The sequence below is a fragment of the Gluconobacter sp. DsW_058 genome (assembly GCF_002153615.1).
In the GTDB taxonomy this organism is placed as follows: domain Bacteria; phylum Pseudomonadota; class Alphaproteobacteria; order Acetobacterales; family Acetobacteraceae; genus Gluconobacter; species Gluconobacter cerinus.
The window spans coordinates 136975-155994 of sequence record NZ_JOPH01000057.1 but is presented as its reverse complement, the minus strand read 5'-3'; the positions used below and the strand labels follow the sequence as shown (position 1 = coordinate 155994).

The 19020-nt window shown below is 57.0% G+C and carries 19 protein-coding genes; 11 read left to right on the top strand and 8 right to left on the bottom strand.

The features are described 5' to 3' along the window. Positions 1–66: 66 nt before the first annotated feature. Both HK24_RS10665 and HK24_RS10660 read left to right on the top strand, forming a co-directional pair. Complete coding sequence (locus tag HK24_RS10665; RefSeq protein WP_046899794.1) at positions 67–672, top strand: NYN domain-containing protein; 606 nt, start codon at positions 67–69, stop codon at positions 670–672. Then, the gene (locus HK24_RS10660) at positions 669–1247 is read left to right on the top strand and encodes a hypothetical protein (protein WP_198942118.1); all 579 of its coding nucleotides are present in this window, start codon (positions 669–671) and stop codon (positions 1245–1247) included. The genes HK24_RS10665 and HK24_RS10660 overlap by 4 nt, the downstream gene beginning before the upstream one ends. Here HK24_RS10660 and msrQ read toward each other — a convergent pair. After that, the gene (gene msrQ, locus HK24_RS10655) at positions 1219–1866 is read right to left on the bottom strand and encodes a protein-methionine-sulfoxide reductase heme-binding subunit MsrQ (RefSeq protein ID WP_086634452.1); all 648 of its coding nucleotides are present in this window, start codon (positions 1864–1866) and stop codon (positions 1219–1221) included. The two genes, HK24_RS10660 and msrQ, sit on opposite strands and share 29 nt — an antisense overlap. Continuing rightward, positions 1853–2797 (bottom strand): protein-methionine-sulfoxide reductase catalytic subunit MsrP, encoded by a 945-nt coding sequence (gene msrP, locus HK24_RS10650; protein WP_086634451.1) that lies wholly within the window; start codon positions 2795–2797, stop codon positions 1853–1855. The genes msrQ and msrP overlap by 14 nt, the downstream gene beginning before the upstream one ends. Positions 2798–2876: 79 nt before the next feature. Between msrP and HK24_RS10645 the strand changes: the two genes are divergently transcribed. Together HK24_RS10645 and HK24_RS10640 are read left to right on the top strand one after the other, a co-directional pair. After that, positions 2877–3749, top strand: coding sequence for an NAD(P)-dependent oxidoreductase (locus HK24_RS10645; RefSeq protein WP_086634450.1), 873 nt, complete (start codon positions 2877–2879; stop codon positions 3747–3749). A gap of 71 nt (positions 3750–3820) precedes the next feature. Then, positions 3821–4429 (top strand): superoxide dismutase, encoded by a 609-nt coding sequence (locus tag HK24_RS10640; protein WP_046899798.1) that lies wholly within the window; start codon positions 3821–3823, stop codon positions 4427–4429. A 95-nt stretch (positions 4430–4524) separates the two neighbouring features. Here HK24_RS10640 and yajC read toward each other — a convergent pair whose 3' ends face one another. Further along, entirely contained in the window at positions 4525–4869 is a 345-nt protein-coding gene (gene yajC / locus HK24_RS10635; RefSeq protein ID WP_086634449.1) for a preprotein translocase subunit YajC, read from the bottom strand. A gap of 104 nt (positions 4870–4973) precedes the next feature. On the opposite strand from yajC, the gene HK24_RS10630 reads away from it, so the two are divergent. Next, positions 4974–5843, top strand: coding sequence for an ATP-binding protein (locus HK24_RS10630; RefSeq protein ID WP_233126235.1), 870 nt, complete (start codon positions 4974–4976; stop codon positions 5841–5843). Continuing rightward, positions 5840–6727, top strand: a complete 888-nt coding sequence (gene bla / locus HK24_RS10625; RefSeq protein WP_086634447.1) for a class A beta-lactamase — start codon at positions 5840–5842, stop codon at positions 6725–6727. Before HK24_RS10630 ends, bla begins: the two co-directional genes overlap by 4 nt. Positions 6728–6767: 40 nt before the next feature. On the opposite strand, the gene HK24_RS10620 is transcribed toward bla, so the two are convergent. Next, entirely contained in the window at positions 6768–9182 is a 2415-nt protein-coding gene (locus HK24_RS10620; protein WP_086634446.1) for a TonB-dependent receptor, read from the bottom strand. 261 nt (positions 9183–9443) lie between these two features. Here HK24_RS10620 and HK24_RS10615 point away from each other — a divergent pair, with 261 nt between their 5' ends. Both HK24_RS10615 and HK24_RS10610 read left to right on the top strand, forming a co-directional pair. After that, entirely contained in the window at positions 9444–10556 is a 1113-nt protein-coding gene (locus tag HK24_RS10615) for a Rieske 2Fe-2S domain-containing protein (RefSeq protein WP_046899802.1), read from the top strand. Then, positions 10553–11566, top strand: a complete 1014-nt coding sequence (locus HK24_RS10610; RefSeq protein ID WP_086634445.1) for a bifunctional GNAT family N-acetyltransferase/(deoxy)nucleoside triphosphate pyrophosphohydrolase — start codon at positions 10553–10555, stop codon at positions 11564–11566. The genes HK24_RS10615 and HK24_RS10610 overlap by 4 nt, the downstream gene beginning before the upstream one ends. 42 nt (positions 11567–11608) lie before the next feature. On the opposite strand, the gene HK24_RS10605 is transcribed toward HK24_RS10610, so the two are convergent. Next, positions 11609–12502: an SMP-30/gluconolactonase/LRE family protein gene (locus HK24_RS10605; protein ID WP_086634444.1), complete on the bottom strand. Its 894-nt coding sequence runs from the start codon at positions 12500–12502 to the stop codon at positions 11609–11611. A 100-nt stretch (positions 12503–12602) separates the two neighbouring features. On the opposite strand from HK24_RS10605, the gene HK24_RS10600 reads away from it, so the two are divergent. Beyond that, positions 12603–13367, top strand: coding sequence for a molybdopterin-binding protein (locus HK24_RS10600; protein WP_086634495.1), 765 nt, complete (start codon positions 12603–12605; stop codon positions 13365–13367). A gap of 46 nt (positions 13368–13413) precedes the next feature. Here the strand turns inward: HK24_RS10600 and HK24_RS10595 are convergent, their stop codons facing one another. From HK24_RS10595 to HK24_RS10585, 3 genes are read right to left on the bottom strand one after another with little or no spacing between them, the layout of a single operon-like run. Continuing rightward, entirely contained in the window at positions 13414–14388 is a 975-nt protein-coding gene (locus HK24_RS10595) for an acetyl-CoA carboxylase carboxyltransferase subunit alpha (RefSeq protein WP_086634443.1), read from the bottom strand. A 60-nt stretch (positions 14389–14448) separates the two neighbouring features. Next, a complete protein-coding gene (locus HK24_RS10590; protein ID WP_086634442.1) occupies positions 14449–15357 on the bottom strand; it encodes a tyrosine recombinase in 909 nt (302 codons plus the stop codon). 17 nt (positions 15358–15374) lie between these two features. Further along, positions 15375–15770, bottom strand: coding sequence for a hypothetical protein (locus HK24_RS10585; protein WP_086634441.1), 396 nt, complete (start codon positions 15768–15770; stop codon positions 15375–15377). Between the two features lie 62 nt (positions 15771–15832). Here HK24_RS10585 and aroB point away from each other — a divergent pair, with 62 nt between their 5' ends. Together aroB and HK24_RS10575 are read left to right on the top strand one after the other, a co-directional pair. Then, positions 15833–17515, top strand: coding sequence for a 3-dehydroquinate synthase (gene aroB / locus HK24_RS10580; protein WP_086634440.1), 1683 nt, complete (start codon positions 15833–15835; stop codon positions 17513–17515). 318 nt (positions 17516–17833) lie between these two features. Continuing rightward, on the top strand, positions 17834–18973 hold the full coding sequence (locus tag HK24_RS10575; RefSeq protein ID WP_086634439.1) for an OmpA family protein: 1140 nt from the start codon (positions 17834–17836) through the stop codon (positions 18971–18973). Positions 18974–19020: the final 47 nt, after the last annotated feature.

The following is a 19020-nucleotide window of genomic DNA, read 5'->3' as shown; positions in this document are numbered from 1 at the left end:
CATGTTCTATCGTTGGGGCCTGTCTCTGTCAGGCGAGACAACACATTTTACAACCAGGAATATCATATGATTTTGCGTCAAAACGAACGCACCGCTCTCTTCATCGATGGCGCGAGCCTTCATCACGCCGCACGCAACCTTGGATTTGAAGTAGATTTTCGTAGCCTTCGCAGTCTGTTTGAAAGCCAGAGCCAGTTCCAGCGCGCCTTCTATTACGCCGCCATGCCTGAGACGGACGACTATTCTCCACTTCGCCCCCTGACAGACTGGCTGGCCTACAACGGCTACCACCTTGTTCTGAAAAATGCCCGAGAGTTTACGGATCATTCAGGAAGACGCCGTATCAAGGGAAATATGGATGTCGAACTCACCGTAGATCTGCTTGAGCAGTCCTCCAGACTGGATCACGCCGTCATCATCAGCGGCGACTCGGATCTGCGTCGTGCTGTTGAGGCCGCACAGAGCCGTGGCGTACGCGTGACTGTCATTTCTTCCATGCGCTCGACCCCGCCCATGATCGGCGATGACCTGCGCAGACAGGCTGACCGTTTCGTGGAGTTGGCTGACATTGCTCCGTCCTTCACACGGCGCCAGTCAGAAACGAGGCCGCGTCAGGCTCCGCCGGTTCGTCATCCAGCAGACATCAATAGTGACGAGAGCAGCGATACATGACGCCCCAGGCTTCTTCCGGTTCAACAATCTCAGACGATCACTCATCTGTTCGTTCCGAGGTCCAGCCGTCCTTGTCTTTAAAGGACGGACTTGGCCCCCTGTCCTCTGAGTTGCTGGTTGTCTGCCTTGATCCGGAAAAAGCCACCAAGACCCTTGTGCCATTTCTTGAAGCACAGGGAATTTGTTTTGCTGGAGACAGACGTGATCCGCTTCTCATTCAGGCGCGTATCACGTCTGTCACCCGGCGCCTGCCTCCGGAGCAGGTATCTCTTCCCACCGATATGGAATCCTGTAGTGCCGCTCTCTGCGACGAATTACAGGGCATGGGGGGACTGCGCCTCGTCCTGGTTCTGGGCATAAGCGCTCACATCGCTGTCCTTGGAGCCTGCGGTATTCCCCTGACACGGCTCGATTTCCGGCCCGGCGAAATTACACGTCTGCCAGACGGGCTCCTGCTTGCCGATGCGTGCCACCACCTCTCTGAAGAGGCCGACCCCGATCTTCTAACTCAGCGCAAAAATGCTTTGATAAAGCTTATTCCGCAGATCAGGAGCGCCTTGCGCCCGAGTGCGTGAGCACGCACCTGCCAGCGCTCACAAGCGCTGGCACTCTTGTCAGCAGCACTAGCCCCATTACCGTCAGATAAAAGGCAGTCGTGCTGTTCAGCGTTTTGAACGAAAGAAAGAAATGTATGCCTGCCAGAACAGCAGCGACATAGACCAGTCGATGCAACCGCTTCCAGTTTCGCTTGAGCCCTCGCATTGAGATGCGATTTGATGTCACGGCAAGCGGCAGAAGCAGCACCAGCGCCACCATTCCCAAAATGATGAATGGGCGCCGCGTTACATCTCGCCAGAAAATCGAAATATCAAACTGAAGATCCAGCGCGAGATAAGAGGCCAGATGCATTACAGCGTAGAAAAACGCTAGCAATCCCGTCAACCGTCTGAATCTTAGCAGATTGATGCCTATAATTTTTTGCATCGGAGCGAGGGCAAGGCAGATCAGCAGGAACCGGAAAGCCCAAAGACCTAAGCTGCGCTCAAAGACATTGACTGGATCAGCACCAAGCTCTCCGTTTTGTCCCAGCCAGACCAGCCAGGCAGCCGGAATGAGACCAAGGGGATAAAGCACGACGTGCCAGTATCTCCGTAAAAAAGCAGTGCTTTTCCCTGATACTCTAGAAGCTTTCATGCAGGTTCATGCCTTTATAGAGACTGGCGACCTGCTCGGCATAACCGTTGAACATCAGTGTTGGCTGACGTTTCGTGCCAAAGAGAGTCTTGGAGCCAATGACACGCTCACTCGCCTGGCTCCATCGCGGATGGTCAACCTGCGGATTGACGTTGGCGTAAAAGCCATATTCGTCTGGCGCCAATCGGTTCCATGTCGTCGGAGGCTGCCGGTCCAGCAGAAGGATACGCTGGATGGATTTAATGCCCTTGAAACCATATTTCCACGGCACAACCAGCCGGATGGGAGCACCATTTTGATTGGGCAGGCTTTCGCCATAAATACCGACGGCCAGCAATGTGAGCGGGTTCATGGCCTCATCCAGCCTCAAACCCTCAACATAGGGCCACGAAATTCCTGAAAATGCACTGCTTTGCCCCGGCATTTCAGAGGGCCTGACAACACTTTCAAAAGCGACATAGCGAGCATTACTGTCAGGCTCAGCCAAGGCCAGAAGCTTCGCCAGCGGAATGCCATCCCACGGGATAACCATGGACCACGCCTCGACACAGCGCATGCGGTAAATGCGCTCTTCAATGTCAGAGGATTTTAACAGTGCTCCAACATCAATGCGTTGAGGCTTCTTCACCATCCCTGAGATTTCGAGTGTCCAAGGCAATGGGTGGAAATCACCTGCATGAGAAACAGGATCATCCTTCTCCATCCCGAATTCATAAAAATTATTGTACCCGGTTACGAATTCTTCCGGCGTCGGCGTTAGCCCTCCCGAATAAGGGCCAGGATATGCTTTTAGAGCGTCCGCTTCAGCCGTCCCGGCAAGAGCAGCCATGAGACTCATGGCACTCCCTCCCAGCATTCCGCGGCGAGAAAGATAAACCTCTTTTGGGGTGATCTCCGATGGTGCAGGACATGGATAGCGAAAAATCGCCATGATCAATTTCCGATCTGAATGAAACTCTGGCAGCCATAGTGCGTGAACTGAAGCAACGCATCGTAAGGAGCCTGTTTGCATGCCCGATATGAAAATCGGTTTTATCGGCTACGGCGCCATGGCCCAGCGGATGGGCGCCAATCTCCGCCGTGCCGGATATTCCGTCGTGGCCTTTGCGCCCTCCGGCGGCAAAGACGAGACGGAGATGCTTCCCTCCCCGCGCGCCATTGCCGAGGCTGCCGACGTCATAATCCTTTGCGTTCCCAACGATGCGGCTGAAAATCAGTCCCTTGAGGGAGAAAATGGAATGCTTGCGGGCATTTCAAAAGGCAAGCTGGTGCTCGACACGTCAACAGTGTCTCCCGAGCAAGCACTCGCTCTTGCCAAGATCGCTGCAGAAAACGGATTTGTCGTTTTGGACGCCCCAATGTCCGGCAGTACACCCGAAGCCGAAACCGGCGACCTGGTCATGCTGGTTGGTGGAGATGCCGAGACTGTCGAACGCGCCAAGCCGATTCTGAACATCGTTGGCAAGCTGACAATCCACGCCGGGCCTGCTGGCTCTGCCGCTCGGCTTAAACTCGTCGTGAATGGCGTCATGGGCGCCACGCTCAATGTCATTGCCGAAGGTGTGAGCTACGGCCTGAAAGCGGGTATCGACCGCGATGTCCTGTTCGATACACTCCAGCAGGTTGCCGTTGTCAGCCCCCATCACAAGCGCAAACTGAAAATGGGCCAGGACAAGTCCTTCCCATCCCAGTTCCCGACGCGCCTGATGTCCAAGGACATGGGCCTTCTGATTGATGCGGGACGTAAAGTAGGTGCTTTCATGCCTGCCATGGCCATAGCCGATCAGGCTCTGGGCCTTTCCAACCGCCAGCACGCTGACGAGGACTACTCAGCTCTCATCGGCGCGATGGAACACAGCGTTGCCAACACGCCTCATAAATGAGATCGATTATGACAGTGGTCACCCCTCATTCCTGAGGGAGTGACTTCTTCATTTTGCCAAGGAGTAACATCATGGCCTTCGAACTGCCCTCACTGCCCTACGCCGCCAACGCGCTCGCAGGCGCTGGCATGTGCCAGGAGACCCTGGAACTTCACCACGGCAAGCATCATCAGGCCTATGTCACGGCGCTGAACGGCTTCGTCGAAAGCAAGCCGGAGCTGGCTGGCAAGTCCCTTGAAGAGATCATCGCGTTCTCTCATGGCAAGTCTGACATTGCCCCGGTTTTCAACAATGCCGGCCAGCACTGGAACCATATCCTGTTCTGGAAGAACCTTTCCCCGACAGGTGGCAAGCTGCCGACATCGCTTGAAAAGAAGATCACGGAAGACTTCGGCTCCGTGGATGCTTTCAAGACCGCATTCAAGCAGGCTGCCACAACGCAGTTCGGCTCTGGCTGGGCCTGGCTCGTTCTCGACAAGTCCGGCAAACTTGCCGTGACGAAGACGGCCAACGGCTCCAACCCGCTCGCCGAAGGTCAGGGCAAGGCTCTTCTCGGCCTCGACGTCTGGGAGCACGCCTACTACCTCGACTTCCGCAACCGCCGTCCGGATTACATCACGAACTATTTGGACAAGCTGGCGAACTATGAGTTCGCAGAAGCCGAACTGAAGTCTGCCTGAGCTTTTCAGGCAATAGCTTTTCAGACAGCCTGAAAACGGAAAACGCCCCGACCGGTCTCCCGGCGGGGCGTTTTTCTTGGCGCGCTACGACCCGATCAGGAGTCGTTTGCAGCCTTGTCGCGAGAGACGATGTTCGTAATCGTGGTGCGAACGATCTTCACACGGACACCCTGAGCGATTTCGACATCAACTTCGTCGCTGCCGTCACGGGTTGCCTGCACGATGCCAACGATACCGCCAGCCGTCACAACCTTGTCACCACGACGCAAACCGCCCTGCTCTTCACGGAGCTTGCGCTGACGCTGCTGCTGCGGACGGATCAGCAGGAAGTAGAAAACCACGAAGATGAAAATCATCGGGGCGAACTGAAGCACCGTCGGGTTCGCGAGGAGCCCGCCGCCATCGGCGGCCTGTGCGGAAGAAATGAACAGACTGCTCATGGAATATTGGTCCAGTCTTGAGTGAAACGTGCGGGGACCATATCGTCCGGAGTTTCCCCGTCAAGGACGGGCGCTTCCTTCATCACTGGCACAAAGCGAATTCCATGACCGACCACGCCCTGCTCAACGTCCTTGAACGTATTGCAGACAGCCTCGAACGCATGAGCCCCAAACCGCCAAGTGCTGATATTCTGAAGCACCATGATGCCTTTATCTGGCAGGCCGCGATGGGAACGCTTGCTCCGGTTGAGAAAGTTTCCGGCGTTACCCTTTCACTGCTTCGGGGGATTGAGCGGCAGATTTCGCAGGTCATGACGAACACACGTCATTTCGCAGAAGGCTTCACGGCCAATAACGTGATGCTCTGGGGCGCTCGCGGCATGGGCAAATCCTCGCTGGTGAAGGCTGCGATTGCCACAGTGAACGCCGAGCAGCGCGCCAAGGGACAGCCGACGCTCGCGCTTATCGAAATCCAGCGTGACGAGCTTTCCACCTTGCCGAAACTTCTAGCCGTTCTGCGCACAACCGATCGCCGCTGCATCCTCTTCTGCGATGATCTGTCGTTCGAAAGCCAGGATGCTGATTACAAATCCCTCAAATCCGTTCTGGATGGTGGTATCGGCGGACGTCCGGACAATGTTCTGGTCTATGCAACCTCAAACCGCCGCCATCTCATGCCGCGTGACATGATCGAGAACGAAACCGGAAGTGCCATTAATCCGTCTGAAGCCATTGAGGAGAAAGTCTCCCTATCAGACCGTTTTGGCCTCTGGATCGGCCTCTATGGCGCCAGCCAAGACGAATATCTGGATATCGTCCAGACTTATGCCGCAGCCCGCAAGCTTCCTGTTTCGCCAGAAGACCTTCGCCGCAAAGCGCTTCAGTGGTCTCTCACGCGTGGCAGTCGTTCAGGACGTGTCGCGGCGCAGTTCATTGATGACCTGAGCGCAGACCTCGGTATTCCAAACTCATGAAACGCCGTTCTTTTCTCGCAGGGGCCACCTGCGCCTTCACTACGCTCTCACAGATTGCGTCAGCAGAACCCCGCGAGCAGGAGCAATCCGGATGGTGGGCACTGGATCTGGAAACGAACCGAACACTCGGTGAAAACCCGGACATGCACCTGCCCATGTGCTCGACATTCAAATGGTTACTGGCTGCTGCCACCTTGTCACGAACGGACTACGGCCGTGAACACCTGGGTCGAGAGATTGCCTTCAGCCGGAAGGATCTTATTGCCGCGTCCCCGGCTGTCAAAGACGCTCTCGCGGCTTCAAAAACAGCGCACGCCAGTCTGTCCGTTGGAGAGCTTTGCGCTGCAACAGTTTCACTAAGCGACAGCACCGCCGCAAACCTCCTTCTGAAGAGGCTTGGCGGCCCGGCGGCCCTCACACACTGGCTGCGCGATCATCATGACCCAGTGACAAGGGTAGATCGTTACGAAACGGCGCTGAACCGTGTTCCAATGGGGGATCTGCGAGATACCACCACACCACGCGCCATGGTCTCAAACCTTCAGAACACGCTCTATGGCAACAATCTGAGTTCGGCTTCTCAAGCCCAGCTTCTCAAATGGCTCCTGGCCACCACAACCGGTCCAAAACGTATGCCGGCCGGATTGAGAGACGGATGGCGCATCGGTCACAAGACCGGAACATGGACTGTGAAACCCGGCTACAATCCAGCCGTGGAACGGGCAGCGTCCGGCGATGTGGCGATCCTGCTTCCCCCTAAAGGCAAGCCCGTTCTCGTAGCCGCCTATGCAGCAGGATATTCCATTGCTCAATCAGAGAAAGAGGGCTGGTTTGCCGATATCGCTCATCGTGCAACAGACCCCGACTGGCTACAGCGGCATTAAAAAAGCTGGGAGACCTGTGTCTCCCAGCCTCTGAACATACTTAGAACGATGCGCTGACCGTTCCAAAGAACTCACGAACGGCTCCGCGTTCCATGGACTGATAATCCCCTGTCGCAGGATTGTCGTTCTGGCCCATCATGGCGATGTATTTCGTGTTGAACAGATTATAGACGTTGAAGCTCGCCGTGACGTCTTTCAGCACACTCAGCTTGCCGAAGCGGTACTGCATCCCGGCATTCGCCAGCCAGTATCCACCAACGGACGTATCATTCATGAAGCTGTAGTAACGGCGGCTATAGTAGTTGGCATCGAAATGCGCCGTCGCACCCTTCCAGGTGTATGAGACGGACGTTTTGTACATCCACGCCGGGTAATTGACGATGTTCTTGCCTGCCAGCGCGTAGAAACCACCCGCCGTATCGACGTCCCGGTCGTAGGTACCCTTGTTGTAGCTCAGGTTATTGCTGATGCTCAGACCTTCGATCGGCGTCAGCGTGATATCACCATTGGCACCCGTCATGGAGATATGACCGAAGTCGATCACCTGAGACACCGGATTGGTCAGAGAGCCAACAGCCGCCGCCAGGATCGGATGGATCAGACTGGCATGATAGACGGTCGCATTCGCCTGAAGATACTTGGACGTGTAGCGATATCCACCCAGATAAACCCAGGCTTTGGATGGCTCGAGAGACTTTTTCTGGGCCTGGAAAGTCGCCTGATCTTCAACCGAGTAAACCGAGTTCGCCACGCCATAGGCCGAGACTTCGTAGGCGCGCATATTCTCGGCCACATCCACATACAGCTCATGGTGGTTGTTGATGTGCCAGTCCAGATTAAGATGCGGCAGGAAGGCCTGAGACGCCGTTAGCGAGCCATTCGGCAGCTCGTCAGAGCCGGTCCAATCCGCGTTATTGTAGTTCGCGCCGCCTGAGGTCGTTGCAACCATGGACTTGAACCCGGCATGCAGCGTCAGACCTTCGGTCAGGCGGATGCTGTCCTGAAGGTGAAACTGCATGACGTTGGTCGTCCACTGGAAGTTGTACCCTTCCAGAAAAGCCTTTCCGTAAACGTCATAAGGACCGACGGCCTTGAGAGGCGCGCTCTCGCCTAGCACCGGCTGCTGGTAATTGAACAGGCCAGCCTGCTGGTTGTTATTTTCATACCAGACACCGCCTTCGATCGTGTGGCGTCCCCACTTGTAGCGAAGGCTCGTATCAAGACCGTAGCGCTCCTGACGGTTCTGCCAGACTTCTTCTGAGAATGGCGCACCGTTCGGGGATGGGTCTTCGGAATCCGTGTAGCTGTAATAGCCGGTCTGGCTGTGACCGTAGACCGTTGTGTTCCAGGTCAGGTTATCCGTGAGAGCCAGATCGAAGTGCAGGCCACCCATGTAGTTGGTTTCAGCCTGACCGCCATCGTACATCGCGATTTCGGACCCATCGATACCCGGCACGCCACCATACCCAGCTGGAAGCGCTGCCGTGCCTTTTGCAATGCCGTAGGCCAGACCATAATTCGGATAGAGATGCGGTGTCCGCCACCCAAGATTTTTCAAAATCCCGACGGACGTATCCGGGTAGTTCCACTGAGCAAGGCTGGACCAATTGAAGAAGGCAGACATGCGGCTGCGCTGCCCGATGGGCTGCACAAGCTTGGCATCAACCTGCTGCATGAACTGGTCGCCACTGCCCATCCACATGCCCTCGTCGGTACGGGCATAGGACGTGTAGAACTTCGTGCCTGAGCTGTTCAGCTTACCGGAATCCAGCCGAACATAGGTGCGATAAGAATTATAGCTGCCGAAAGACTGGCTGATCTTGCCGCCACGCTTGTCGTTCGGGTCAGACGACCCGATCTGGATTGTTCCACCCAGCGTGTTTGTGGATGGTAGCTCGACGGACCCAGCCCCCTGAGACATCCGCATAGACTGGATATCATCCGGGATAATGGCCGAAGCAAGGCTCATGCCACTGACGGACTGGTAAGTCTGATCATTCAGGGGCACGCCATCAACCGTCACACCCATCTGGTTCATGAAGAACCCGCGGACGTAAAGATTGGCGCCGAAGCTATCGATTCCGAATGGATCCGTGGATGTGAAGCTGACCCCCGGCATCCGGTCCAGCATACGGTAGGGGCTGGTTCCCGGCACAAACTGGCGCATGACGGCCTTCGAAACAGCCTGCTCCGCATCACGACCCGTCAACTGGCGCGCCGTGACCGAAACGCTTTCTGTCGAACGGGATTCCAGATTTGTCCGCTGTGAATGCTTCGCTGGAACAGCTGTTTTCTGGGCAGGCACCGTCGAGGTTGCTGCCGGTGATGTCACACCATGCCGCGATGGCGCATGCCGATGCCCTGGAGCGACCTGTTTTGTCGTCTCAGCAGCGTGTGCCTGCGATTGAATAGCCAACAGTGCAATGGAAGACAGAAGCAGGGGTTTCGTGCGCACTGAGGCCAATACTCCGGGAACATAGGGGCAAGAAGAAAGGAAGCGGTGTCCTAGCCAAGCAATACTCATAGGCAAAGCCTCTGAGGCTCAGGATGATGTTTCCATGACATCTTGCCTGTGCTTTTCCTGCCTCATGTTGCGCAAATGACGCGACTTGCCTTGATACATCCTGCCCTCTTCCTGCGAGAACCCTTTGCCTGTTAGGCTCGTTTAGAAAACATGCCTTTTGAAGGCCCGTCTTTACTCAGGATCGGGATATCCATGTCGCAGAGTACCTTAGAAGAAGCTGATATTGTCAGCAGCGTCTCTCCAGAGCCCCAAGGACACAATGCGGACCTACGGCGTATCCGTTCCAACCCGGACTACTGGTACCCTGTCGCGTGGTCTCACGAGCTCAAAAGCGGAAAAACCATAGGCACACGTTACGCCGGGCAGCCCATTGCGCTTGTTCGCCCTCTGGATGGCAGTGTTTTCGCTCTGGAAGATCGCTGTGCCCACCGGCAGGTCCCGCTCAGCCTCGGCCGCGTCAGTGGTGAAGCGGTACAGTGCTGCTATCATGGCTGGGCCTACGGGCGCTCAGGTCGATGCATCGATGTCCCGTATCTGGGCAAGAACAAGCTTCCGAACGGTGTGCGAACCTATCCCTGTCGGGAAGAAGGCGGCCTAATCTTCATTTTCCCAGGTGATCCGGCAAAAGCAGAAACCACGCCCTTCCCCGCGCTCGGCTCAGTTCGTGATCCCGCGTACAAGACGCGCCGTTTCGGCAAAAAAGTCGCCTGCCACTACAGTTTCATGCATGAGAACCTGATGGATATGAACCATCAGTTCATGCACATGAAGCAGATGGGCCAGATGAAGCCCCGCTTCCTTGGTGGCAAGGATGAGCCCACCCTCGTAGAGGCCCGCTATAGCTTCGCACGGACAAGCGGCAAGCAACCCTGGGGCGAAGCGCTGATCTTCGGTGAACGTCGGGACGCCAGCGAGCGCTATGCTCACCGCGACGTCATGACGATCCGGACAGAGTATCCTTATCAAACCCTGAGGATCGCCACGGGTGAAGAACCGCCCGTCATGGATCTGTGGATCGTCTACGTGCCGCAGGATGCAGAAGAGAAAACCTGTCGCGTTTTCGGCCTCCTCTCGGTGCGCAAGCCGAAAGTCGGTGTTGTGCTGGATATGGCATGGCCTTTCCTTGTCGCCTTTACGGAACGGATCTTTAAGGAAGACCGTGATATCGTGGAACTTGAACAGGCTGCCTGGAACGAACTGGGCGGAGACCACAATCAGGAAGTTTTCCCTGTCATCAATACGCTGCGCCGACTGTTGGCACGTTGCGGTGTTCCTGAGGAGCAGGATACAACAAGGCCGACATGACACCTGAACTGAAAGCGGGGGATTTTCTTTTACGTCCCCTTCGCCCGGAAGACGCGCCAGCCGTCCATCGCCTCGTGAACGACTGGAGCGTGGTCCGCATGCTCAGTCGTCTTCCCTTCCCTTACCCGCGTGATCTTGCTGAGAAATGGATTGCCTCCACGCTGGAGGACAGTGCCCGGGGAAGCGCTCATCACTTTGCCATCACGCGCGACGGCATCCTTCTGGGAGCTGTCGGGCTAGTCCTGTCGGACGACAAGCGTTCTGCTTCTCTAGGGTACTGGGCGTCCCCCGCCACATGGGGACAGGGCATGACAACATCTGCGGCCCGACGCGTCACGGAATGGTCCATTCAGGTGCTCAAGCTTGAGAAGCTTACAGCAGACGTCGCGGTTGATAACCCCGCGTCTTCCGCCGTCCTCCGCAAACTTGGCTTTCGGGAAACTAGCCGTTCAAGCCGTCGCTTTGTCTCACGTGGGACCGAATGTCCCATCATTGTGCACGAATTGACGAGGTCGACCTTCCTTCAACTCGACACACCCGCGGCCGTTGAAACGGCTCCTTTGGCTGCGCTGGAAGATCAACCGTCAGCTCCCGCACCAATACGCAAACCACGGACTCTTCTGGTCGTCGCAGCAGCTCTGCTGGATGCGCAGGGACGTATTCTTCTCGCGCGCCGCCCTGAAGGAAAACGTCTGGCTGGGCTTTGGGAGTTTCCAGGCGGAAAAGTCGAACGGGACGAAACACCGGAACAGGCGCTCATCCGGGAAATGAAAGAGGAGCTGGATGTCGATCTGACAGGAGCCTGCCTCGCCCCTTTCACCTTCGTCAGTGAAAATGCAGGCCCGTTTCATCTTCTGATGCCATTGTATGTTGTGCGGCGGTGGCGCGGCGTTCCTGCCCCACGGGAAGGGCAGGTGCTGGCGTGGGTGGAGGCAGCCGATCTGGCAAAATATCCAATGCCAGATCCGGATCTACCACTCATCCCACTCCTTCAGGAGCTTCTGGGATAAACAGCCGGAACCGCTTTAATCATTCCGGCTGCCCGTTGGTGATCAATCGTTCAGCTGGAACTGATTCTGCGGCACACCGGCGATATCTGTGCGAAACGCAAACAGCGATCCGGCCTGCGGCTCCTTGGCAAGAACGTCTTCATCCAGACCTTTGCGCGCCGTTGTCACAAAGACTGTCTTGAGATCATCCCCGCCAAACGCAACCTTTGTTACGTTCGTCACGGGCATATCAATGGATGGCAATTCTGTGCCGTCGGGACGAAAACGCGCGACGCGACCGCCTCCCCAGGTCCCACACCACAGATTGCCTTCACTATCCGTCACGATTCCATCCGGATAGCCCTTCGTCAGCGTGGCAAAAACGCGCTCGTTCGAGAGATCTCCGTTCTCATCAACATCGAAGGCATAGATCGTCTGTTTCGGGCTATGACAAACATACAGGATACGCCCGCATGGCGAGACAGCTGGACCATTCGAGACAATATACCCCTCGTTATGGTGCGTGATTTCAAGACCGTCTTCCGTATGAACCACACGATAGATGGAACCAGTCGGTTCCTCTTCGCCATCATCCATTGTGCCAAACCACACACGGCCTAACGGATCCACACACCCGTCATTCAGACGATTGTCCGGCCGCTCGGGCTCAATTTCCGGACCTGCTTCAAAGTCACCGATTTCTGGATCAAAACCATGCAGGCCATCGCGAAGGCCTGCAAGAAAAGTGCCGTTGGCAACAGGAAGCAGGAAGCCCAGACGGTCCGGAGCATCCCATGTCTTGTGTTCGCCTGATTCCGGCGTAAAGCGATGAACCTTGGCGGCAATGATATCGACGAAATAAAGCGACTTTTCAGCCTCACTCCAGACGGGTCCCTCACCCAGCGTTGCACGCAGATCGAGAATACATTCAGGGAGATGGTGCTTCAGAGTGCTCATGGGTGTCCTGTTTGAAATGGGCATGGCCAGACGTCCGACCCTGCTCGACAACGCGGCACAACGCGCTACGTTTGGTCCACAGACTATCAGGACGAGACTCATGCTTCAAAAAAACGCCTGCCTGCTCGTCATAGGCAACGAAATTCTTTCCGGTCGCACTCAGGACGCCAACACACAGGTTCTGGCGCGTGCGCTGAATGCCCAGGGTATCCGGCTTCTCGAAGTCCGTGTCATTCCGGACATCGAAGACCACATCATCCGAACCGTCACGGAATGTCGGGAGCGATTCGATGTAATTTTCACATGCGGCGGCATCGGCCCTACCCATGACGACATCACGGCTGAATGTATCGCCAAAGCCATGGGCGTTCCGCTGCTGCGTCACGAGCCGACATTCCAGAAGCTTGAAGCCATTATGGGGAAAGAAAAGTTCAATGCGGCCCGCCAGCGCATGGCCATGCTCCCGGAAGGCGCAACACCCATCGAAAACGCCATTTCGGCGGCTCCCGGCTTCAGCATCGGGAACGTGCATGTCATGGCGGGGGTCCCGTCCATTTTCGCAGCTATGGTGGACTCGCTGGTGCCCCAGATGGAGAAAGGACCGCCCCTGACGTCCGTCAGCTGGCATGCCGCGGGGCTGAAAGAGGGTGACTTCGCTGATGATCTGCGCCGTTTGCAGGAACAGTTCCCGGGAATTGATCTGGGGTCCTATCCATACGGCCTGACGAACGGCACGACGGGAACAGCTCTGGTCGCCAAAGGATACGATGCGTCAGCAGTTAAGAGTGCGGGCTCCCTTCTGCATGATCTGATCATGGCACATGGACGCGATCCAATCAGCGGTGACCCGCCGCACAAAGCGTAAAAGCAAAAAAAACCGCTGCTCCGGAGGGCAGCGGTTTTTTTTCAGACTAGTTCAGAGGACCACGGGTCATGGCCAGAAACTTTTCTCTGCGTTTCTGAACGAGAGCGGGGCCTGTCAGCTTCTGGAGTTCCAGAAGTTCTTCAGCAATGACATTGCCGACCGCGTGCACGGCATCGTCCGGAAGACGCTGCGCCCCACCGACGGGCTCAGGAATGATACGGTCGATCAGACCAAGCCCCAGAAGATCCTGAGCTGTCAGCTTCAGAGCTTCAGCAGCGGCCGGAGCCAACTTCGGATCACGCCAGAGAATGGACGCTGCGGCCTCAGGGGAAATAACGGAGTAGATCGAGTTCTCAAGCATCAGAACACGATCGCCCGCGCCGATAGCAATCGCACCACCGGAACCACCCTCACCAATCACGGTTGCGATCAGGGGGACAGGAGCCTTGAGGCAGATATCGATTGAGCGCGCGATGGCCTCGGCCTGGCCGCGTGCTTCGGCATCAATACCCGGCCATGCTCCAGCCGTATCGATGAAGCTCAGAATCGGCAGCCCGAAACGGCCGGCCATTTCCACAAGGCGCTGTGCCTTCCGGTAACCTTCCGGGCGGGCCATGCCAAAATTATGAAGCAGACGCGTTTCCGTGTCGTGACCACGCTCCGTCCCAACCACGACAACCGGCTCACCACGGAATCGGGCAAGACCACCAATCATGGCCTTGTCGTCTCCGAAAGCACGATCTCCGGCCAGCGGCGTAAAATCTGTTGTCAGAAGACGAACATAGTCCAGAGCCTTGGGGCGCTGGGCGTGACGGGCAACCTGCACCTTCTGCAGCGGCGTAAGCTTTGCATAGGTTGCACGAAGCTGTTTGTCCGCCTTGTCAGAAAGACGGGCAACCTCGTCATCGATGTTGATGCCGCTGGTGCCGGAGTCCTTCTCCTGGCTGCCCATCTGGCGGAGTTCGTCGATTTTGGTCTCGAGTTCGGCGACCGACTTCTCGAAATCTAGGAATTGGCGCATGGCTGCCGGATAGCACGGCAACGCATCCGGAAACAGCCCCCCGGTTTTTTACGGGGCAGATCAGTCCCCGGACTGGATTTTCGCCAGTGGGTGATGCGCCGTCACGAGTTGCCTCAGACGTTCCGCCATGACCTGTGTGTAAATCTGGGTCGTCGCGATATCCGCATGCCCCAGCAGCATCTGAAGCGCTCTCAGATCCGCGCCATGAGCCAGAAGGTGGCTGGCAAAGGAGTGCCTGAGCACGTGCGGGCTCACACGCTCAGGGTCAATTCCCGCCTTTAGTGCGCAGGCCAGCAGAATTTTGTCGAACCCCTGCCGGGTCAATGGCTTGTCAGGATTTCTGCCTGGGAAAAGATACGGGCTTCCCAAATCCCGGTCATAGTGAACCAGAACTTCAGCAGCCTCCCGCGCACTGCGAGAGAGAGGAACCAACCGCTCACGGCCGCCTTTGCCTCTCACGAGAAGCATCGCCCCCTTCGCCTTCACACATGTCGCGGGCAAAGACAGGAGTTCTGAAATTCTGAGGCCTGTTGTGTAAAGAAGTTCAAGAGCCGCACGGGACAGCAGATCACGCCGTTCACTGTCGTGCCCTCTGGTGCCTTCTTCCAGAAGCAGTCGAATTTCTTTCTCATCCAGAGGACGAGGAAGCGAGGAACTGACTTTCGGAGCCTGCTGGCGATCCGTCGGATCATCGGACCGAATCGATTCCAACATCAGGAATCGATAAAATTGCTTGAGACAGGACAGTCTGCGCGCTGCCGTACGGGCAGCCATCCCAGCCTGTGACAGTGATGTCAGGTAACTCCTGACCTGCTCTCCCGTCGCCTGCGCCAAAGACGTTGGAGCACAATGACGGGAAAAATCCGCGAGGTCCGAGGCATAGGCCTGACGCGTCTTCAGAGCTGCGCCCCGCTCTGCCGCAAGCATCTCAAGAAATGCCTCGACATGCCGATCAACCACCTCTGACATGCGTCAGGCCTGCCTGATCAGTGCGCGGGAAAGCCAGCAGGCGCCGGAACAGCAGCTCCCTGCAGAGGAGCAGGCTTGGGTGCAGGCATTGTGGGTAGCGGCGTGGATGGCGTCAGAGCGGGAGCGGCTGGAGCCACGGGTGCCGCAGCAACCGGAGCCGGGACAGGCGCAGGCTGAGCTGATCCTGCCGCCGGAGCGGTCGGAACCGGTGGCATCGCCGGAAGAGCCGCAGCAGCAGAACCGGATGTGGCGAACATCGCCGCTGGCAGCTCTTTGTGAACCTGTGTCTGCTCAGGCGGGACAACCCCCATCCCCAGACGCAGGAAAAGTCCTCCCAGCACCACCACCAGAACCAGAGCACCAGCTCCAGCAATCATGGGCAGACGGGAAGATGAACGATCAGATTGTGCCATTATGTTCAGGTCTCAAAGTGCGGGCAGGACGTGATGCCCTCTCCTATGATAGGTAGCAGAGCATGTCACCTCTGCCACCCTCACTTTCCGCCGATCCGGCGGTATCTCTTCCCGTCCCGACCTGCACTGTTGTTCTGGTTGGCATGATGGGAGCTGGAAAAACCACCGTAGGCCGCCGCCTGGCGCAGGTCTGCCGACTGCCCTTCGTTGATGCGGATGCAGAAATCGAACGCGCCGCAGGCTGCACGATTCCGGAAATCTTTTCCCGTCACGGCGAAGCCTATTTCCGTGCGGGCGAACGCCGGGTCATCGAGCGCCTGATCAAAGGCCCTCCCTGCATTCTCGCCACGGGTGGCGGAGCGTGGATGGACGCCCAAACACGCCGCCTTGTTCGCAAACATGCCGTCTCGATCTGGCTTCGCGCGCCTGTGCACGTTCTGCTCAGACGCGTTCAGGGCCGCGGCGGCAGGCCTTTGCTTGCTCAAGGTAGCCCGGAAGAAGTCATGACCCGGCTGGTGGGCATTCGTTACCCTGTCTATGCGGAAGCAGACATCATTATTGATTGCGGAGACGAAACCGTGGAGCAAGGCGTGCAGCGCGTCCGTGAAACCCTCGCAGAATATCAACATCCACAGAAAGTTCCTGTCGCTCTGACACAGCACAGCTACGATGTTCTGGTCGGGCCGGATCTGATCTCGCGTGCGGGGGCGTGGGTTGCACCATATCTGCGCCAGAAGAGAGTCGTGGTGATCACGGACGACACCGTGGCTGCCCTCCATCTGCCCCGTCTGCTTCTGTCCTTTCAGGAAACAGACATTCAGGCAGACGTCATCTCTGTAGCTGGAGGCGAAGAGAGCAAGTCCCTTCACTGCTATCGCGACGTGATGACGCGTCTCCTGTCACTGGGAATCGAGCGTGGCACAACAATTGTCGCCCTGGGTGGTGGTGTTGTTGGCGATCTGGCCGGTTTCGTAGCCGCAACAGCCTTGCGCGGAATCCCGTTCATCCAGATTCCCACGACTCTGCTCGCACAGGTGGATAGTTCCGTCGGCGGAAAAACCGGCATCAATTCCCCGTCCGGCAAGAATCTGATCGGCGCATTCCATCAGCCCATCATCGTTCTCGCAGACAACTCCGCACTCGCGACTCTACCGCGCAGGCAGCGGATTGCGGGTTATGCCGAAATTGTGAAGTCAGGCCTGATCGCAGATCCTGACCTGTTTGCATGGTGCGAAACCAACGGACGATCCGTTCTTGATGGGGATCCGGCGGCTCTCGCAGAAGCCGTTCGACGTGCCTGTACTTTCAAGGCTGCAGTCGTCGCAGCAGATGAGCGCGAACAGGCAAAGCTGAATGGTCGCGCCTTGCTAAACCTCGGTCATACCTTTGGTCACGCCCTTGAGGCAGAGCTTGGCTATGATGGACGTCTTCTGCATGGCGAAGGCGTTTCCATAGGGTTGCATCTCGCGATGGCACTATCTGTTCAGCTCGGATATGCGCCCGTTGAAGACCTTTCCCGTCTGGACGCCCATCTGCGCAGCCTCGGAATGCCGGTCAGCTTTGACTGGTTCGATATTCCCTTCTCAGCACAGATACTTCTCGATCACATGACTCGGGACAAGAAAATGCAAGACGGGAAAATTTCCTTTGTCCTCCTGCACGGTATTGGCAAAGCATTCACAAGTCGTGACGTTCCGATGGATACGGTCCGTAACTTGCTGATAAATGAAGGCTGCAAACCATAAGGACCGTTACAGTCCTTTATGGTTCAGCCTAACTTTTTGTTTTTAACTGCATTTGAGCAGCAGAAATTCCCGGAAGAGTCTGGCGTCCCTGCAAGTGTTCAGCTATGGCAGCAGGGACGCGAGGCGTAGATCGTGAAGCGGGCGGAATGAAATGTGACTTTTTTGTCACTCCTTCCACCCGAGTAGGTCTGGAAGGCTCTGTCTGGCTTTGTCCGAGGGAACTCCCCGATCTATATGCGCTTATGCATCGCGCTGGGTCCGTTGGTTGAAGCAGTTTTTCCAACGGCTCGAAACGTTAGTCACTAAGAGGACGAAAACATGCGTCTCCGCACGGCACTCCTTGCCATGACGTCGATGGTCGCCGCACCGTCGCTCGCCATGGCCAGCACGATCACCGGCCCGTACGTCAACATCGGCGGTGGTTACAACCTGGTTCAGCAGCAGCACGGCCGCTTCTCACCAACCACACAGGCTGACGGCACGTCTAGCAACAACGCTAGCAGCTCACGCCTCCGCCACAAGGACGGCTTCACGGGCTTCGGTTCGTTCGGCTGGGGCTTCGGCAACGGTCTGCGCGTTGAAGTGGAGGGTGTGTACAACTACTCCCAGATCAACCACCGCACGCCGACGGCAGTTCGTGGCTCCACGAACGGTTCTGACCAGGCTTATGGCGGTTTCGTCAACGTCCTGTATGACATCGATCTGGCCCACTTCGGCCTGAACGTTCCTGTCACGCCGTTCGTTGGTGTTGGCGCTGGCTACCTGTGGCAGCACTACAACCCGATCACGACGAACTATGCCAATGGTTCCGTCAACCGTATCGGTGGCACGCAGGGCAGCTTCGCGTACCAGGGTATCGTCGGTGCAGCTTACGACATTCCGGGCGTTCCGGGTCTTGCTGTCACGACCGAGTACCGCTTCATCGGTCAGCAGTTTGCTGACGGCCCGTACCGCTCCACGGCCTACAACGGCTCTGGCGTTCACAAGGGCAACGTGAACTTCGACCCACGCTTCTCGCACCAGTTCATTCTGGGTCTGCGTTATGCGTTCGACACGGCTCCGCCGCCGCCGCCGCCGGCTCCGGTCATCGTTCCGCCGGCTCCGACGCCAGCTCGTACGTACCTCGTGTTCTTCGACTGGGACAAGTCTGACCTGACGGGCCGCGCTCGTGAGATCGTTGCTCAGGCAGCTCAGGCTTCCACGCACGTCCAGACGACGCGCATCGAAGTTAACGGCTACACCGATAACTCCGCAGCCCACCCGGGCCCGCGCGGTGAGAAGTACAACATGGGTCTGTCCCTCCGCCGCGCACAGAGCGTTAAGGCTGAGCTGATCCGTGATGGCGTTCCAGCAGCTGCTGTGGACATCCATGGTTACGGTGAGCAGAAGCCACTGGTTCCGACCGGCCCGAACACCCGCGAGCCGCAGAACCGTCGCGTCGAAATCATCCTGAAGTAATTCAGTTTGAAAAGACGTCGGAGCCCTCGGGCTCCGGGTTTCTGGAA

Coding starts and splice junctions, on each gene's coding strand:
- HK24_RS10665 (WP_046899794.1), top strand. CDS start 67: ATGATTTTGCGTCAAAACGAACGCACCGCTCTCTTCATCGATGGCGCG.
- HK24_RS10660 (WP_198942118.1), top strand. CDS start 669: ATGACGCCCCAGGCTTCTTCCGGTTCAACAATCTCAGACGATCACTCA.
- msrQ (WP_086634452.1), bottom strand. CDS start 1,866: ATGAAAGCTTCTAGAGTATCAGGGAAAAGCACTGCTTTTTTACGGAGA.
- msrP (WP_086634451.1), bottom strand. CDS start 2,797: ATGGCGATTTTTCGCTATCCATGTCCTGCACCATCGGAGATCACCCCA.
- HK24_RS10645 (WP_086634450.1), top strand. CDS start 2,877: ATGCCCGATATGAAAATCGGTTTTATCGGCTACGGCGCCATGGCCCAG.
- HK24_RS10640 (WP_046899798.1), top strand. CDS start 3,821: ATGGCCTTCGAACTGCCCTCACTGCCCTACGCCGCCAACGCGCTCGCA.
- yajC (WP_086634449.1), bottom strand. CDS start 4,869: ATGAGCAGTCTGTTCATTTCTTCCGCACAGGCCGCCGATGGCGGCGGG.
- HK24_RS10630 (WP_233126235.1), top strand. CDS start 4,974: ATGACCGACCACGCCCTGCTCAACGTCCTTGAACGTATTGCAGACAGC.
- bla (WP_086634447.1), top strand. CDS start 5,840: ATGAAACGCCGTTCTTTTCTCGCAGGGGCCACCTGCGCCTTCACTACG.
- HK24_RS10615 (WP_046899802.1), top strand. CDS start 9,444: ATGTCGCAGAGTACCTTAGAAGAAGCTGATATTGTCAGCAGCGTCTCT.
- HK24_RS10610 (WP_086634445.1), top strand. CDS start 10,553: ATGACACCTGAACTGAAAGCGGGGGATTTTCTTTTACGTCCCCTTCGC.
- HK24_RS10605 (WP_086634444.1), bottom strand. CDS start 12,502: ATGAGCACTCTGAAGCACCATCTCCCTGAATGTATTCTCGATCTGCGT.
- HK24_RS10600 (WP_086634495.1), top strand. CDS start 12,603: ATGCTTCAAAAAAACGCCTGCCTGCTCGTCATAGGCAACGAAATTCTT.
- HK24_RS10595 (WP_086634443.1), bottom strand. CDS start 14,388: ATGCGCCAATTCCTAGATTTCGAGAAGTCGGTCGCCGAACTCGAGACC.
- HK24_RS10590 (WP_086634442.1), bottom strand. CDS start 15,357: ATGTCAGAGGTGGTTGATCGGCATGTCGAGGCATTTCTTGAGATGCTT.
- HK24_RS10585 (WP_086634441.1), bottom strand. CDS start 15,770: ATGGCACAATCTGATCGTTCATCTTCCCGTCTGCCCATGATTGCTGGA.
- aroB (WP_086634440.1), top strand. CDS start 15,833: ATGTCACCTCTGCCACCCTCACTTTCCGCCGATCCGGCGGTATCTCTT.
- HK24_RS10575 (WP_086634439.1), top strand. CDS start 17,834: ATGCGTCTCCGCACGGCACTCCTTGCCATGACGTCGATGGTCGCCGCA.